Raw genomic sequence first — 13,941 nt, forward strand, 5'->3', positions numbered from 1 at the left:
GCCGTGCATGCCGAATAGCCACCTTGCGTACTCCAGCCGATGCCGCCCCAGCCCACCAGGCGAACGTACCCTGGCGACGGCTGGCGTTCTTTGTTGTCGCCGCACAGTGTCTGGCGCTGACGCTGCTCGGCTACATGCTGCTCAACAAGCACCGCAGTCTGCTCGACGAGCTGATGTTGTCGCGCATCGAGATCGAGGCCAGCGACCTCGAAACCGCCTTGCGCACCGGCGCGATGAGCGGACTGCAGCCGGGCGAGATGTTCCGGCTGGAAGCGATGGTCCAACACCTGAAGGCAGCCGACCCGGCAATCGCCGCCATCGCGGTGCTCAGCGTCGAGGCGCACACCGCCCGTATCGTCTTCGCCGACGACCCCGGGCAGCTCGGCAAGACGCTGCCCGCCGACGAGTGGCAATCCACCTCGGCACATGGTTTCACGCGCCACGACGCCGATGCCGGGCCGCAGATCGAGGTCGCCGTTCGCGATGCCGCCGGAGTTGTCATCGGCGGCCTGCGCGTGCGCGCCGCCGGCGCGCCGCTGGCCGCCGCCAGCCAGGCCATGGCCAACAGCCTCTGGTACACGATCGCCGCTGCCGTCGGCGCGCTGACCGTGCTCACACTGGCTGCCCTGGCGCGGCTGCGCGCCGCCGGTAGCGGCGCTGCCCTGCACCGCCGCATCGTCGTGCTGGCGCTGAGCAGCACGCTTGCCGCCAGCGCCTTCGTCGCCTGGCAGGCCGATCGGCTGTTTGGCGAGCAACTGAAGCCGGCGGTGACGGCCAAGGTGCAGGGCATCGCCAATCTGCTGGCGAACAAGCTCGAATACGCGGCGGCCCTGGAGATTCCGCTCGACAAGCTGCCAGGGGTCACCGACTACTTCGCTGGCATCATTGCCCGCCACCCGGAGGTCGCCGCGTTGCGCCTGAGCGACGCGACCGGCGGCGTCCTCGCCGAACACGGCGCTGCCCGCGGCCGCTGGATCACGCGCGCCGTCGGCAACGCCCAGGTCGCCGCCGCCACCGACGAGCGCTTCGTGGCGCGCCGACTGGGTGAACTGGCCGCCGATGTCGGCATCGTTCTCCTCGTCTCGGGCCTGATCTTCCGCGAACTGCTGGCGGCACTGCTCCATCGCCTGCCGCGCAGCGGCGGCGTGCCGACGCTGAGTGCCCTGCAGTCCCTGCGCCTGCCGCTCTTCCTCTTCATCCTCAGCGAGGAGATGTCGCGCTCCTTTCTGCCGCTTTACCTGCAGTCATTCACCAGTGGCAGCAGCTTCCTCGGCCAGGAGGCGGAGGTCGGCCTGCCGATAACCGCCTACATGCTCTGCTTTGCCCTGGCGACGCCCTTCGCCGGCCGCTGGACCGACCGCTGGGGCATTGCCAGAGTGTTCGCGGCCGGCGTCGGCCTGGCCCTCGCCGGCTTCGCCTGGACGGCTCTCGCTACCGCCTACTGGCAGTTGCTGCCCGCCCGCGCCCTCTGCGCCTGCGGCTACGCCGCCTGCACCATAGCGTGTCAGCGCCAGTTGATCGCGCTTACCGGACCCGCCGAGAGGGCGCGCGGCCTGGCCTTGTTCGTCGGCGCAGTCGGCATCGCCGCGATCTGCGGATCGGCACTTGGCGGTGTTCTCGCGGAGCAGTTCGGATTTCGCCTGGTGTTTGCCCTCTCCGCCTTGCTGACGCTGCTCGCACTCGCCGCCTTCCACTCCGCCCGGGTGCCGACGATGGCACCAGGCGACGCCGGGCCGCTGCTCGGCCTGGCGGAGGTCCGCAGGCTCTTCGCGGACCGTCGCTTCACCTTCCTGATGCTCGGCGGTGCGGTTCCCGCCAAGATCGCCCTCGCCGGCTACCTGTTCTATTTGACGCCGCTCGCGCTGCACCAACTCGCTTACAGCCCGGCGGCGATCGGCCGGGCCGTGATGCTCTATTTCGTTCTCGTCGCGGCGGTCAATCCGCTTGCCTCCTGGTTGGCGGATCACTTCGGCTGGCGCCTGGCGCTGACCGTGGGCGGCGGCCTTCTGATCGGCCTCGGCGGGCTGGCGGGGGTCGCCGGCTGGCTCCCTGGCGAGGCCGCCGTGTGGACCGGAATCGCCGCCCTGGGTATCGGTACCGGGTTGGCCGCCGCGCCGATGCAGGCACTGGCCAGCGAGATCGGGGCGCGGGCCGGCGCCACCTCGGTCGCTGTCGTACTGCGTACGGTGGAACGTCTGGGCAGCGTCATCGGCCCCTTGTGGGCTGGCGCCTGGCTCATCTCAGGGGATTGGCGCGGTGCGATGGCGGCAATCGGCGTTGCCGTCCTGGCCGGCACCCTGCTCTGCCTCGGCGTGCGCGAAGAGGGAGCCCGATGAGCCGCTGGTTGCTCGCCCTGCTTCTCCACGCCGCTGCCGCTGCGAGCGCGGAGCCGCCCTCCTACCACGTGATGATGCTGCTCTATCGCGGCTGCGAGGAGGCCTGCCGGGGTTTCCAGGACCATTTCGGACGCCAGCAGGTGCGCGCCCGCTTCACCTTGCGCGACGCCGACCAGGACGCGCGGCGCATTCCCGGCTTCGTCGCCGAAGCCCGGCGCCTGCGGCCCGATCTGGTCGTCGCCTGGGGAACGACGGTTGCTCTGGAAACCGTTGGCCAGTGGGACGCGGTCGATCGCTCACGCCATATTGCCGACATCCCGGTCGTCTTCATGGCCGTCAGCGATCCGCTGCAAAGCCGACTGGTGCCGACGCTCGCCGGGTCGGGACGCAATCTGGCGGGGACGCTGTACCTGCTACCGGTCGCCGAGCAGTTGCGGGCGGCGCGCGCGTACCTGGATTTCCGCCGGATAGGCTTTCTCTACAACCCCGCAGAAGCCAATTCGCTGAACAGCCTGCAGGACTTGCGCGCGCAAGCGTCGCACTTCGGCTTCAGCCTTGTCGTCGAAACGCTGCCCATTGGCGCAAACGGCCAGCCGAGTGCCGGCGACATCCCGGGCCGCATCGCGGCGCTGGCCGCGGCCGGTGTCGATCTGTTGTACTTCTCGCCCGACAGTTTCCTCAACAGCCAACGCCGGCTCGTCACCGGCGAAGCCCTGGCTCGGCAAATGCCGGTCTTCGCCGCTGCCGAGGCGCCGGTAACCCAGGCCGACGCGCTGCTCGGCGTGCTCAACCGCTACGACCAGATCGGCCGCTTCACGGCCCGCCTGGCACTGCGCATCCTGCGCGAGGGCGCACCGCCCGGCGAGTTGCCGATCGAACTGCCACGGCAATTCTCGTACCTGATCAATCTGCGCGTCGCCCACCGCCTGGGCCGCTACCCGCCTCTGCCGCTGCTCGACATTGCCGAGATCGTCGGCGGCCCGGCATGTACCCGCACGAAAGGAAAAGCATGCGACTGATCGTCTGCGTCAAACGCGACCTGCACGGCTGCGTCTTTCTCAACCGGCTGTTGCCACGGCTGGCGAACCACCAGGTGCACGTCCTGCTTGCGGACAAGACCCGGCCAGCCGAATGCAGCATTCCGGAGCTGTCGGAGTTGGCCTACCTCGAACGCGGCCTGCCGCTGCAACGACTGTTCCCGCTGCTCGACCAGATGCCGGCAGCGGCGGCGGAATGGGCGACCTTCGCCGGCCTCGAAAAACGCCACGGCCTCAGGTGTGAACGACTTGACGACATCAACGCTCCCGCCACCCTCTCGGCGCTGCAGGCCTTCGCTCCGGATCTGATCATCTCGGCACGCTTCAGCTACATTTTCAAGCCAGCGGCGATTGGCACCGCCCGCTTCGGGGTGTTGAACGTCCATCCCGGCGAACTGCCCGCGTATGCCGGTCTTTTTGCACCGATGCGCACGATTGCCGAGGGCGGCCGGGATCTCGTGTGCTGCCTGCATTTCATCGACGCCGGCATCGACAGCGGGCCCATCATCGACATGCAACGCCTGCCCTACCGGAAAGACCTTGGGCTGCTGACCCAGACTGCCGAGATCTATCCACTGGCCATCACCCCGCTGCTCGATCTGATCGACCGGCTGGAACGAGGTACCGGCATCCGGGCGGCGGTTCAGGACCGGCGGCAACGCCGCTACTGGCCGGCGCCGAGCGCGGCCGAGGTAGGCGCCTTCCTGGCTGCCGGGCACCGCTTGTGGACCGCGCAAGGCTATGACGATCTGCTTGCCCGCTTTCTGCCGAACGGCCAGGGAATTGCCGCACCTGAAGCGGCCGGACGGTTTGGACCCGGGCGATTCGACGGAAACCTCGAGGCTCCCCTCCTGCATCGCTGAGCCCAAAATGGGAAAAGCGCCACCGAGGCATTATACTGGGGTTTTATACAGTTTTTGCCGTGGTTGACGCCCTTCCCTTTTACGCCGAACTGCACTGCTGCTCCAACTTCTCCTTCCTGCGCGGGGCGTCACATCCCGAGGAACTGGTCGAGCGCGCACAGGCACTAGGCTACAGCGCGCTGGCCATCACCGATGAAGCCTCGCTGGCCGGTGTCGTGCGCGCCCACAAGGCGGCCAGGGAACGTGGCCTGCAACTCATCATCGGCGCCGAGTTTCGTCTCACCGACGCGCGCCAACCGGGTTCCCGGCTGGTACTTCTGGCGCAGAACCGCGCTGGTTATGGCAACCTGTCAGCGCTGATCACGCTGGCGAGGCGGCGCTCGGCGAAGGGCGAGTACCGCCTGTACCGCAACGACTTCGAAAAGCCCGACCTGGTCGCACTCCGCAGCGGCGCCCTGCCAGACTGCCTGGCGCTCTGGATAGCGGACGCGGACGCGGACACCGATGCCAGCGCCGAAGAGGGTCGCTGGCTGGCGAGTCGCTTCCCGAACCGTTCATGGCTGGCAGTCGAACTGCACTCGGGACCCGACGATGCGGCGCGACTGGCAACGCTGCTCGAACTTGCCAAAGCGAGCGGCCTGCCGGCCGTCGCTGCCGGCGACGTGCACATGCACCTGCGTGCGCGCCGCCCGCTGCAGGACACGCTGACGGCGATCCGTCTGTACACCACGCTGTTTGCCGCCGGCCACGCGCTCTTTGCCAATGGCGAGCGCCATCTGCGAACGCGCCTGCGGCTGGCACGGATCTACCCGGCCGAACTGCTCGCCGCAACCCTGCTCGTCGCCGCACGCTGCCATTTCTCGCTCGACGAACTGCGCTACGAATACCCCGACGAAATGGTTCCGGACGGCCAGACCCCGGCCACCTTCCTGCGTGCCGAGGTGACCGAGGGGCTGCGCCGGCGCTACCCAGACGTCGTGCCGCCCGGCGTACGCGCGCGCGTCGAGCACGAACTCGCACTGATCAACGAACTCGCCTACGAGCCCTACTTTCTGACGGTGTACGACATCGTCAACTTTGCCCGCAGTCGCCATATCCTTTGCCAGGGACGCGGCTCGGCCGCCAATTCGGCGGTGTGTTACTGCCTTGGCATCACCGAAGTCGACCCGGCGCGTTCGAACCTCCTTTTCGAACGCTTCATCTCCCGGGAGCGTGGCGAGCCGCCCGATATCGACGTCGATTTCGAGCACGAGCGGCGCGAGGAAGTGATCCAGTACCTTTACGCGAAATACGGACGTGAACGTGCCGCGCTGACGGCAGCGGTCGTCACCTACCGGACGCGCGGCGCCCTGCGCGACGTCGGGCGCGCGCTCGGCTTTGGCAGCGCCCAGATCGACGCGCTGACCGCTTCGCTGGCCTGGTGGGACAAACGCGACCAACTCCCCGGCCGCCTGCGTGCCGTCGGCCTCGACCCGGCCGCGCCGCGCGTCGCCAAATGGCTGGCACTGGCCGACGCCCTGCGCGGGTTTCCGCGCCATCTGTCGCAGCATGTTGGTGGCTTCGTGATCTCACGCGGCCCGCTCGCCCGTCTGGTGCCGATAGAGAACGCCGCCATGCCGGCGCGCACGGTGATCCAGTGGGACAAGGACGATCTCGACACCCTCGGGCTGCTGAAGATCGACGTGCTCGCCCTCGGCATGCTCTCGGCGATCCATCGGGCGCTCGACCTCGTCGGCTGCCGTCTGCCGGAGGTTCCCGCCGAAGACCCGGCGGTCTACGACATGATCTGCGCCGCCGATACGGTCGGTGTCTTCCAGATTGAATCGCGCGCGCAGATGGCCATGCTGCCGCGCCTCAGACCGCGCAATTTCTACGATCTGGTGATCGAAGTGGCACTCGTCAGGCCGGGGCCCATCCAGGGCGACATGGTCCATCCCTACCTGCGCCGCCGGCACGGCCGGGAACGCATCGAGCCGATGCGTCCGGAGATCGCCGCGGTTCTCGAACGCACCTGCGGCGTGCCGATCTTCCAGGAGCAGGTGATGCAACTGGCCGTCGTCGCTGCCGGCTTCACTCCCGGCGAGGCCGATCAACTACGCCGCGCAATGGCCGCTTGGCGACGCAAGGGCGGGCTCGGGCCTTTCGAAGAGAAGCTGATCACCGGCATGCGTCAACGCGGCCACGACGAAGCCTTCGCCAAGCGCATCTTCGCGCAGATTCAGGGTTTCGGCGAGTATGGCTTCCCGGAGTCGCACGCCGCCTCGTTCGCCTTGCTGGTCTACGTCTCGGCGTGGCTCAAGCGCCACCATCCTGCCGCCTTCCTCTGCGCCCTGCTCAACAGCCAGCCGCTGGGCTTCTACTCGCTGTCGCAACTCGTCCAGGATGCCCGCCGGCACGGCGTGGAAGTACGACCGGCGACGGTAAGCGCCAGCGGCTGGAAAGCGCTCCTCGAAAGCGCGGCACCGGCGATCGCCGCCGGCGGGCCGGCCGTTCGCCTGGGACTGGCCAGCATCGTCGGCCTGTCCCAGGCAACTGCCGTTCGCCTGCTCGAAGCTCGCAAACAAGGGCCTTTCGCCAACATTGCCGAGCTGGCGGCGCGGGCACGTCTGACGCACCGGGATCTCGATCTGCTCGCCGCTGCCGACGCACTCGCCAGCCTCAGCGGCCATCGTCGGCAGGCCGCCTGGGCCGCCGCTGGGGTTGCCGTGCAACTCGACCTGCTCAGCGGCAATGCGCCACCTGAAGATCTTGCCGAACTCGCCATCCCTTCCGAGGGCGAGGATCTGATCGCCGACTATGCCAGCACCCGGCTCACCCTCGGTCGGCATCCGCTCGCCCTGCTGCGCGAGCGACTAAGCGCGCAGCGCTTCGTTTCCGCCAGCCAGCTGCAGCGCGCCCCCGACCGCCAGCTGGCGCGCGCCGCCGGCATCGTCACCTGTCGTCAGCGGCCGGGAACGGCCAGCGGCATTGTCTTCGTCACGCTCGAAGATGAAACCGGACTGGCGAATATCGTGGTGCACTCGCGACTCGTCGAAAAACAGCGCCGGGAACTGCTCGGTGCCCGCCTGCTCGGCGTCCTCGGGCAGGTGCAGCGCGAAGGCGAGGTCGTCCATCTGGTCGCCAAGCGTCTCGTCGATCTCTCGTCGCTACTCGGCCGGCTACCGACGGCGAGCCGGGATTTTCATTGAGTGCAAGCCGTAAGCGAACGGCAATCCAGCTCAGGCAGCACTGGTAACGAGCTCGGCGTAGAGATCGTGCTCGTCCGCGTCGACGACGCGCACGCGCAGGAAGTCTCCGGGCTCGGCGTCGAAATGATCGTTGATGAAAACCAGACCATCGATCTCCGGCGCGTCGGCCGCCGAACGGGCAATCGTTCCCTCGTCGTCGACCTCATCGACCAGCACGTTGATTTCACGTCCGATCCTGGCTGCCAGCAATTCTGCAGAAATGTCCTCCTGCAAGGCCATCAGCCGCTGCCGGCGCTCCTCGCGGACTTCGTCCGGCAGCGCACCAGGCAGGGCATTGGCTGCCGCACCGGCGACCGGCGAATAGGCGAAACAGCCGACGCGGTCGAGCCGCGCTTCGGCCAGGAACGCCAGCAATTCCTCGAACTCGGACTCCGTCTCACCCGGGAAACCGGTGATGAAGGTACTGCGGATGGTAATCTCTGGGCAGATGTCCCGCCACGCCCGCACCCGCTCGAGATTGTTCTCGGCACTCGCCGGACGCTTCATCGCCGCCAGGACGCGCGCACTGGCGTGCTGGAAAGGCACATCGAGATAGGGCAGCAACCTGCCCTCGGCCATCAGCGGCACCAGCGCATCGACGCTCGGATACGGATAGACGTAGTGCAGGCGTACCCAGATCCCCAGGTCGCCCAGCGCCTCGCACAGTTCGCGTAGTCGAGTGCGCACTGGACGACCGCCGACAAAGCCGGTCCGGTACTTGAGGTCGACGCCGTAGGCGCTGGTGTCCTGCGAGATGACCAGCAATTCACGAACGCCCGAATCGGCAAGCGTCCGCGCTTCCTGGAGCACGTCGCCGATCGGTCGGCTGACCAGCGGCCCGCGCATCGAAGGAATGATGCAGAAGGTGCAACTGTGGTTGCAGCCCTCGGAAATCTTCAGATAGGCGAAATGCGGCGGCGTCAGCTTGATTCCCTGTGGTGGAACCAGGCTCGTGAACGGGTCGTGTGGCTGCGGCAGATGCGCATGCACGTGTTGCAATACCGCGTCGGTGGCATGCGGACCGGTCACCGCCAGTACCTGCGGATGCGCCTTGCGGATCAGATCCTCTCGGGAACCCAGGCAGCCGGTGACGATGACCTTGCCGTTTTCGGCCAGAGCCTCGCCGATGGCATCGAGCGACTCCTCGACGGCGGCATCGATGAAACCACAGGTGTTGACCAGCACCAGATCGGCACCTTCATACGAAGGCGAAATCAGATAGCCTTCGGCGCGCAACCTGGTGAGAATCTGCTCCGAGTCGACCAATGCCTTCGGGCAACCCAGCGAAACAAAACCGACGTTCTTCGGCTTGGACATGGCATACCGCTCTCGTGAATAGCCGGCCAGTATACCGTGGGCCTGCCGGCAGCGGGCGGTCCCGGGAGAACCGGAGAGGCAGGGCGGCAAGCAAGCTGCGGCTGCGACGCCCTTACCGGTTCAGCCGGCCTCTGCGCGGCTGCCCACCGTCGACGAGCGAGCTGCAGGCGCGGTCAACGCGAGCGATCAGCCTTACCCTGGCTCACCAGCCCCAGCAAGAGGAAGAAGCAGGCGATGACGATGGCGGCAACGCCAGCCTGCAGGAGGGTTCCCACCTGCATGGCACCCAGATAGAAGTTGCCCTGAAGACGTGCCACCGCGGCGACGACGCAAAGCGCCAGGCCACCGATACCGGCGAGACGTCCCAACAGCAGAAGAAGACTTTCCATTTCTTGCCCTTTGTGTGGAAAACGAACAGAACCTGCTGCCGCACCGGCAACAACGGCATCAACCCGGCGCCACGCAACGCTGCCTCGACGAAGCAATGCCCGTGCGCCACCCACCCGATTGTAAGCGAGAGTCGTCCCGAGTCAAGCACTCGGCCGCACGACGAAGTACCGAGTACAGGCGCACGCACGGGCCGCTCCTTTCGACCGGATCGTTGACAGCGGCTGCCACGCGCCGCGCAGTCGTGACCAGCCAGCATGTTACGATTTGTATGCGAGTACACGACATCCACCAAGGAGGAAGCCATCCATGAGCGAGAACGATGCCCCAGCCAGCGAAGACGCCGCCAGCCGCTTCCCGGTCATCCGGCGGGTTGGGTTCAGCGCCGTCGGCGGTTGGTTGCGCGCCGGCTGGCGAGACTTTCGCCTGGCCGGCTTGGCCAGCATTTTCTACGGCGTGTGTTTTGCCTCCGCCGGATGGCTGATGCAGGCCGTCTTTGCCAAAGCCTATGCGCTCTTCGCCGGGCTCACCACCGGTTTTCTTCTCCTCGGTCCATTCCTGACCCTCGGACTCTACGACCTGAGTCGTCGCATCGAACGCAAAGAGTTGCCCGAGTTGGCCCCCAGCCTTGCCGCCTGGCGCCCCAACCTGGCCAATATTGGTCTCTTCGCGGCCTTGCTGGCGGTCGTCCTGCTCGTCTGGGCACGTGCGTCGATCGTTATTTTTGCTCTGTTTTTCGCAGGAGGCCTACCAACTTTTGCGGATGTCGTACGGACGGTCCTGACCTTCGAACAGGTCGACTTTGCCCTCGTCTACTTCGCCGTCGGTGGTTTCTTTGCCGCCTTTGTCTTCGCGATCAGCGTGGTTACCGTGCCGCTGATGCTGGACCGCAAGACGGATGCGGTGACCGCGGCAATCGCCAGCCTGCTCGCCTGTGGCCGCAATCCGGGTCCGATACTGCTGTGGGCTGCCTGTATCGCGATTCTCGCCGCCATCGGCTTTGCGACGGCCTTCGTCGGTCTCGTATTCACCATGCCGCTGGTCGGGCACGCCACCTGGCACGCCTATCGGGACCTCGTTGCCGCCGACGGCCAGCACGACGAAACAATGCCGCCCTGAGCGAAGAGCGCACCCTACTCCGGCAGGCCGTTCAGGAAATAGACGCTCTCCAGTTTGACTCCCGGCTTGGCGAGATAGCCGAACCAACGGTCATAAATCGTGTAGATTTCACGGCTACGACTCAGGCGAGCCAATTCGCGGTTGACCGCCAAACGAAAGTCCGCGTCATTGCGACGCATCATCAGGGCGTAAGGCTCATAGGAGAAGGTCTCCGGGCCCAGCACCCAGTCGCTCTGGTTGCCGGAGTCGAGAGCCAAGCCAATCAGCAGGGAACGGTCGGAAGCATAGGCGTCCACCTTGCCCTGCACCATCGCCGCCAGCCCCTGCTGGTGGTCGCTGACCTTGACCAGCTGCGCTCCGACCTGGTGTTGCGTCAGCGCCTCGGCGATCGTTCGCTCGCTGGTGGTACCGGCGGCAACGGCAATCCGCTTGCCGGCGAGGTCGTCGAGACGCTTGATGCCGGAAGCCTTGCGGGTCAAGTAGCTGCCGCCATCAACGAAGGTCAGCAGACTGAAATCCACCTCTTGCATTCGCGCCAGCGAACTCGTCGTCGACCCGCACTCGAGATCGATCGCACCGGACTTCAGTTTGGCGACACGCGTTTCCGGGGTAACGGGCACCCACTGTAATTGCAGTTCTTCGAGGCCCAACTGCTTGACGATGGCCGCCGCTACTCGGGTGCACAAGTCCACCGAATAGCCCCAGGGCTGGTTGTCGTCGCCAGTATAGGAAAACGGGATCGACGCCTCCCGATAGCCGAGGGAAATTGTCCGCGACGCCTTGATCTTGTCCAGGGTGCCTGCCGCCAGGGCAGACAGGGGAAAACTCAGGGCAGTCGCGACACACAGAAGCCAGCGCTCGAACCGCATCCACTTCCTCCATAAGCAAGGCTTTTTCATCGGCGGAGATTCTGACATCTCGGCAGCAATCTGCAAATCGCCGGTGCACAGACGGCCGCGCACTAGCGCCAGGCGGCCAGGAATTCCTGCCAATGCGGCTTGCCGATCTTCGCGATTTCAGCGCGCACCAAGGAAATTTCATCTGCATACTCGGCCGCCGACAGCTCGCCGCGCATGAGGCGGAAGCGAACTGACACCAGGTAGGTGTTGAGGACGTCGGTTTCGCAGTAGTCGCGTATTTCGGCAGTCCGACCGGCCTGCCACGCCTGCCACACCTTGCCACCATCCATGCCCATCTTGCCGGGAAAGCCGATCAGCTTGGCAAGCTGGTCGAGCGGTACGCTGGCACGTGGCTGATACATGGCCAGCAGGTCCATGAGGTCAAGGTGACGTGTGTGGTAGCGACCGATGTAGTTGTTCCACTTGAAGTCGCGGCTGTCCGCGTAGTCGCCGTCACCGAGGTCCCAGTAGCGCGGCGCGACGACACCATGCACGAGCCCGCGATAGTGCAGCACCGGCAGGTCGAACCCGCCACCGTTCCAGGAGACGATCTGCGGCGTGAACTTCTCGACGCCCTCGAAGAACCGTTGAATGATTTCCGCTTCGCCCTGCTCGGGCTCGGCCAGCGACCAGACACGGAGATCCTTGCCGACCCGTAGCAGGCATGAAATCACCGCTACCCGCTGCAGGTGCAGCGGCAGAAAATCGTGGCCACTCGACGCGCGCCGGTGCTGAAAAGCCAGTTCGGCGACCTCGTCGTCGGACAACAGCGGTTCCAGATCGTGCAAGCGACGCAGGCCCGCCACGTCGGGAATGGTTTCGATGTCGAAGACGAGGACGGGTTTCATCGCACAATCAGGCCGGATAGACCCCGGTCGACAGGTACCGGTCACCCCGGTCGCAAACGATGCTGACGATGGTGGCGTTCTCGAGTTCTGCGGCCAGCCGCAGGGCGACGACCAGCGCACCGCCCGACGAAATGCCAGCGAAAATACCTTCTTCGCGAGCCAGCCGGCGCGTCATGTGCTCGGCGTCTCCCTGCGCAACAGATTCGATTCGATCGACTCGCCGGCAATCGAAGATCCTGGGCAGGTAGGCCTCCGGCCATTTGCGGATACCGGGAATCTGTGACCCCTCTTCGGGCTGGCAACCAACGATACAGACGTTCGGGTTGCGTTCCTTGAGGTAACGTGAAACGCCCATGATCGTGCCGGTGGTGCCCATACTGCTGACGAAATGCGTGATCGTCCCCGCGGTCTGACGCCACAGCTCCGGACCGGTCCCTTCGTAGTGTGCCAACGGGTTGTCGGGGTTGGCGAACTGATCGAGAATGATGCCGCGCCCTTCGTTGCGCATCGCCTCGGCGACGTCGCGCGCCAGTTCCATGCTGCCCTCGCGCGGCGTCAATACCAGTTCGGCACCAAAAGCCTGCATCGTCTGCCGACGTTCCACACTCTGGTTTTCGGGCATGACCAGGATCATCCGGTAACCGCGCAAGGCAGCCGCCATCGCCAGAGCTATCCCGGTGTTACCGGAAGTCGCCTCGATCAGCGTGTCGCCTGGCTTGATGTCACCGCGCTGCTCGGCGCGTGCAATCATCGACAGTGCCGGTCTATCCTTCACCGAACCGGCCGGGTTGTTACCCTCGAGCTTGGCCAGCAGCCGATTACCGCGCGCTTCGCCGACGGCACCCGGCAGGCGTTTCAGACGCACCAGAGGTGTGTCGCCGACGTAGTCTTCGAGCGTCTTATCCATGGCTGCACAACCACTCGACGTACTGCGCGACGCCTTCGGCGACGCCGGTGAAGGGCGCATCGTAACCCGCCTTGCGCAGCTTCGAAAGATCGGCCTCGGTGAAACTCTGGTACTTCCCCTTGAGGTCCGCGGGAAACGGAATGTACTCGATCAAGCCCTGCCGCACCAGTTCGGCAAGCGGCAGCGCCGGCTGACCGACCAGGGCGCGACAGGCATTGACATTGGCCACGGCCAGCTCGTTGAAGCTCTGCGCGCGGCCCGTGCCGACGTTGAAGATACCCGACTTCTCGGGGTGATCGAGGAAGTGGAGGTTGACGCGCGCCACGTCACCGACAAAAACGAAATCGCGCCGCTGCTCACCGGCAGCGTACCCATCGCAGCCTTCGAACAACCTCACCTTGCCCTCACGCCGAAACTGATGGTAGTGATGAAAAGCTACCGACGCCATGCGCGCCTTGTGCGACTCGCGCGGACCGTAGACATTGAAATAGCGGAATCCGACGACCTGCGAATTGAACGAACCGACTTCCGCGAGTCGTCGCCGGACGATCTGATCAAAAAGGAACTTCGAATAGCCGTAGACATTCAATGGCGCCTCGTGCTGCCGCTCCTCCGTGAACACGCCGCCGCCACCATAGGTCGCGGCACTCGATGCGTAGAGCAGGGGCACTTCCTGGTCGAGGCACCAGTCGAGAATCCCCAGCGAGTAGCGATAGTTGTTCTCCATCATGTAACGGCCATCGGCCTCCATGGTGTCGGAGCAGGCCCCCTGATGCAGGATGGCGTCGAGATCGCCATCGAAGTCGCCGGCGACGAGGCGATCGAGGAATTCACCCTTGTCGATGTAGTCGGCGATGTCGCAGTCGACGAGATTCTTGAACTTGTCGGCGCGGGTCAGATTGTCGACCGCAATGATCTTGCGCACCCCGCGCTCGTTGAGCGCCTTGACCAGATTAGAGCCAATGAAGCCGGACGCGCCGGTAACGATCGTGTACATGCTC

General features: G+C 65.6%; 11 protein-coding genes. 5 read left to right on the top strand and 6 right to left on the bottom strand.

The window, feature by feature from the left end:
- The first annotated feature begins 23 nt into the window (after nucleotides 1–23).
- The 4 genes from CAP2UW1_RS23925 to CAP2UW1_RS14380 are packed head-to-tail and all read left to right on the top strand — an operon-like array spanning nucleotide 24 to nucleotide 7,424.
- A complete protein-coding gene (locus CAP2UW1_RS23925) occupies nucleotides 24–2,336 on the top strand; it encodes an MFS transporter (RefSeq protein ID WP_015767343.1) in 2,313 nt (770 codons plus the stop codon).
- Entirely contained in the window at nucleotides 2,333–3,355 is a 1,023-nt protein-coding gene (locus CAP2UW1_RS14370; protein ID WP_015767344.1) for an ABC transporter substrate-binding protein, read from the top strand. Before CAP2UW1_RS23925 ends, CAP2UW1_RS14370 begins: the two co-directional genes overlap by 4 nt.
- Nucleotides 3,346–4,236: a formyltransferase family protein gene (locus CAP2UW1_RS14375; protein WP_015767345.1), complete on the top strand. Its 891-nt coding sequence runs from the start codon at nucleotides 3,346–3,348 to the stop codon at nucleotides 4,234–4,236. The genes CAP2UW1_RS14370 and CAP2UW1_RS14375 overlap by 10 nt, the downstream gene beginning before the upstream one ends.
- A gap of 59 nt (nucleotides 4,237–4,295) precedes the next feature.
- The gene (locus CAP2UW1_RS14380) at nucleotides 4,296–7,424 is read left to right on the top strand and encodes an error-prone DNA polymerase (RefSeq protein WP_015767346.1); all 3,129 of its coding nucleotides are present in this window, start codon (nucleotides 4,296–4,298) and stop codon (nucleotides 7,422–7,424) included.
- Nucleotides 7,425–7,454: 30 nt separating this feature from the next.
- Here the strand turns inward: CAP2UW1_RS14380 and rimO are convergent, their stop codons facing one another.
- Nucleotides 7,455–8,780 (bottom strand): 30S ribosomal protein S12 methylthiotransferase RimO, encoded by a 1,326-nt coding sequence (gene rimO, locus CAP2UW1_RS14385; RefSeq protein WP_015767347.1) that lies wholly within the window; start codon nucleotides 8,778–8,780, stop codon nucleotides 7,455–7,457.
- A gap of 173 nt (nucleotides 8,781–8,953) precedes the next feature.
- Entirely contained in the window at nucleotides 8,954–9,169 is a 216-nt protein-coding gene (locus tag CAP2UW1_RS14390; protein ID WP_015767348.1) for a hypothetical protein, read from the bottom strand.
- Between the two features lie 307 nt (nucleotides 9,170–9,476).
- Between CAP2UW1_RS14390 and CAP2UW1_RS14395 the strand changes: the two genes are divergently transcribed.
- Nucleotides 9,477–10,286, top strand: a complete 810-nt coding sequence (locus CAP2UW1_RS14395; RefSeq protein WP_015767349.1) for a DUF2189 domain-containing protein — start codon at nucleotides 9,477–9,479, stop codon at nucleotides 10,284–10,286.
- Between the two features lie 14 nt (nucleotides 10,287–10,300).
- Here CAP2UW1_RS14395 and CAP2UW1_RS14400 read toward each other — a convergent pair whose 3' ends face one another.
- From CAP2UW1_RS14400 to rfaD, 4 genes are all read right to left on the bottom strand, one after another.
- Nucleotides 10,301–11,155 carry an amino acid ABC transporter substrate-binding protein gene (locus CAP2UW1_RS14400; RefSeq protein ID WP_015767350.1) on the bottom strand — a complete coding sequence of 285 codons (855 nt, stop codon included), beginning with the start codon at nucleotides 11,153–11,155 and terminating at the stop codon, nucleotides 10,301–10,303.
- Between the two features lie 92 nt (nucleotides 11,156–11,247).
- On the bottom strand, nucleotides 11,248–12,033 hold the full coding sequence (locus tag CAP2UW1_RS14405; protein ID WP_015767351.1) for a 3'-5' exonuclease: 786 nt from the start codon (nucleotides 12,031–12,033) through the stop codon (nucleotides 11,248–11,250).
- Between the two features lie 7 nt (nucleotides 12,034–12,040).
- Nucleotides 12,041–12,940, bottom strand: a complete 900-nt coding sequence (gene cysM / locus CAP2UW1_RS14410; RefSeq protein WP_015767352.1) for a cysteine synthase CysM — start codon at nucleotides 12,938–12,940, stop codon at nucleotides 12,041–12,043.
- Nucleotides 12,933–13,937, bottom strand: coding sequence for an ADP-glyceromanno-heptose 6-epimerase (rfaD, locus tag CAP2UW1_RS14415; RefSeq protein WP_015767353.1), 1,005 nt, complete (start codon nucleotides 13,935–13,937; stop codon nucleotides 12,933–12,935). The genes cysM and rfaD overlap by 8 nt, the downstream gene beginning before the upstream one ends.
- Nucleotides 13,938–13,941: the final 4 nt, after the last annotated feature.

It is taken from the genome of Candidatus Accumulibacter phosphatis, from assembly GCF_000024165.1.
GTDB classification, from domain to species: domain Bacteria; phylum Pseudomonadota; class Gammaproteobacteria; order Burkholderiales; family Rhodocyclaceae; genus Accumulibacter; species Accumulibacter phosphatis.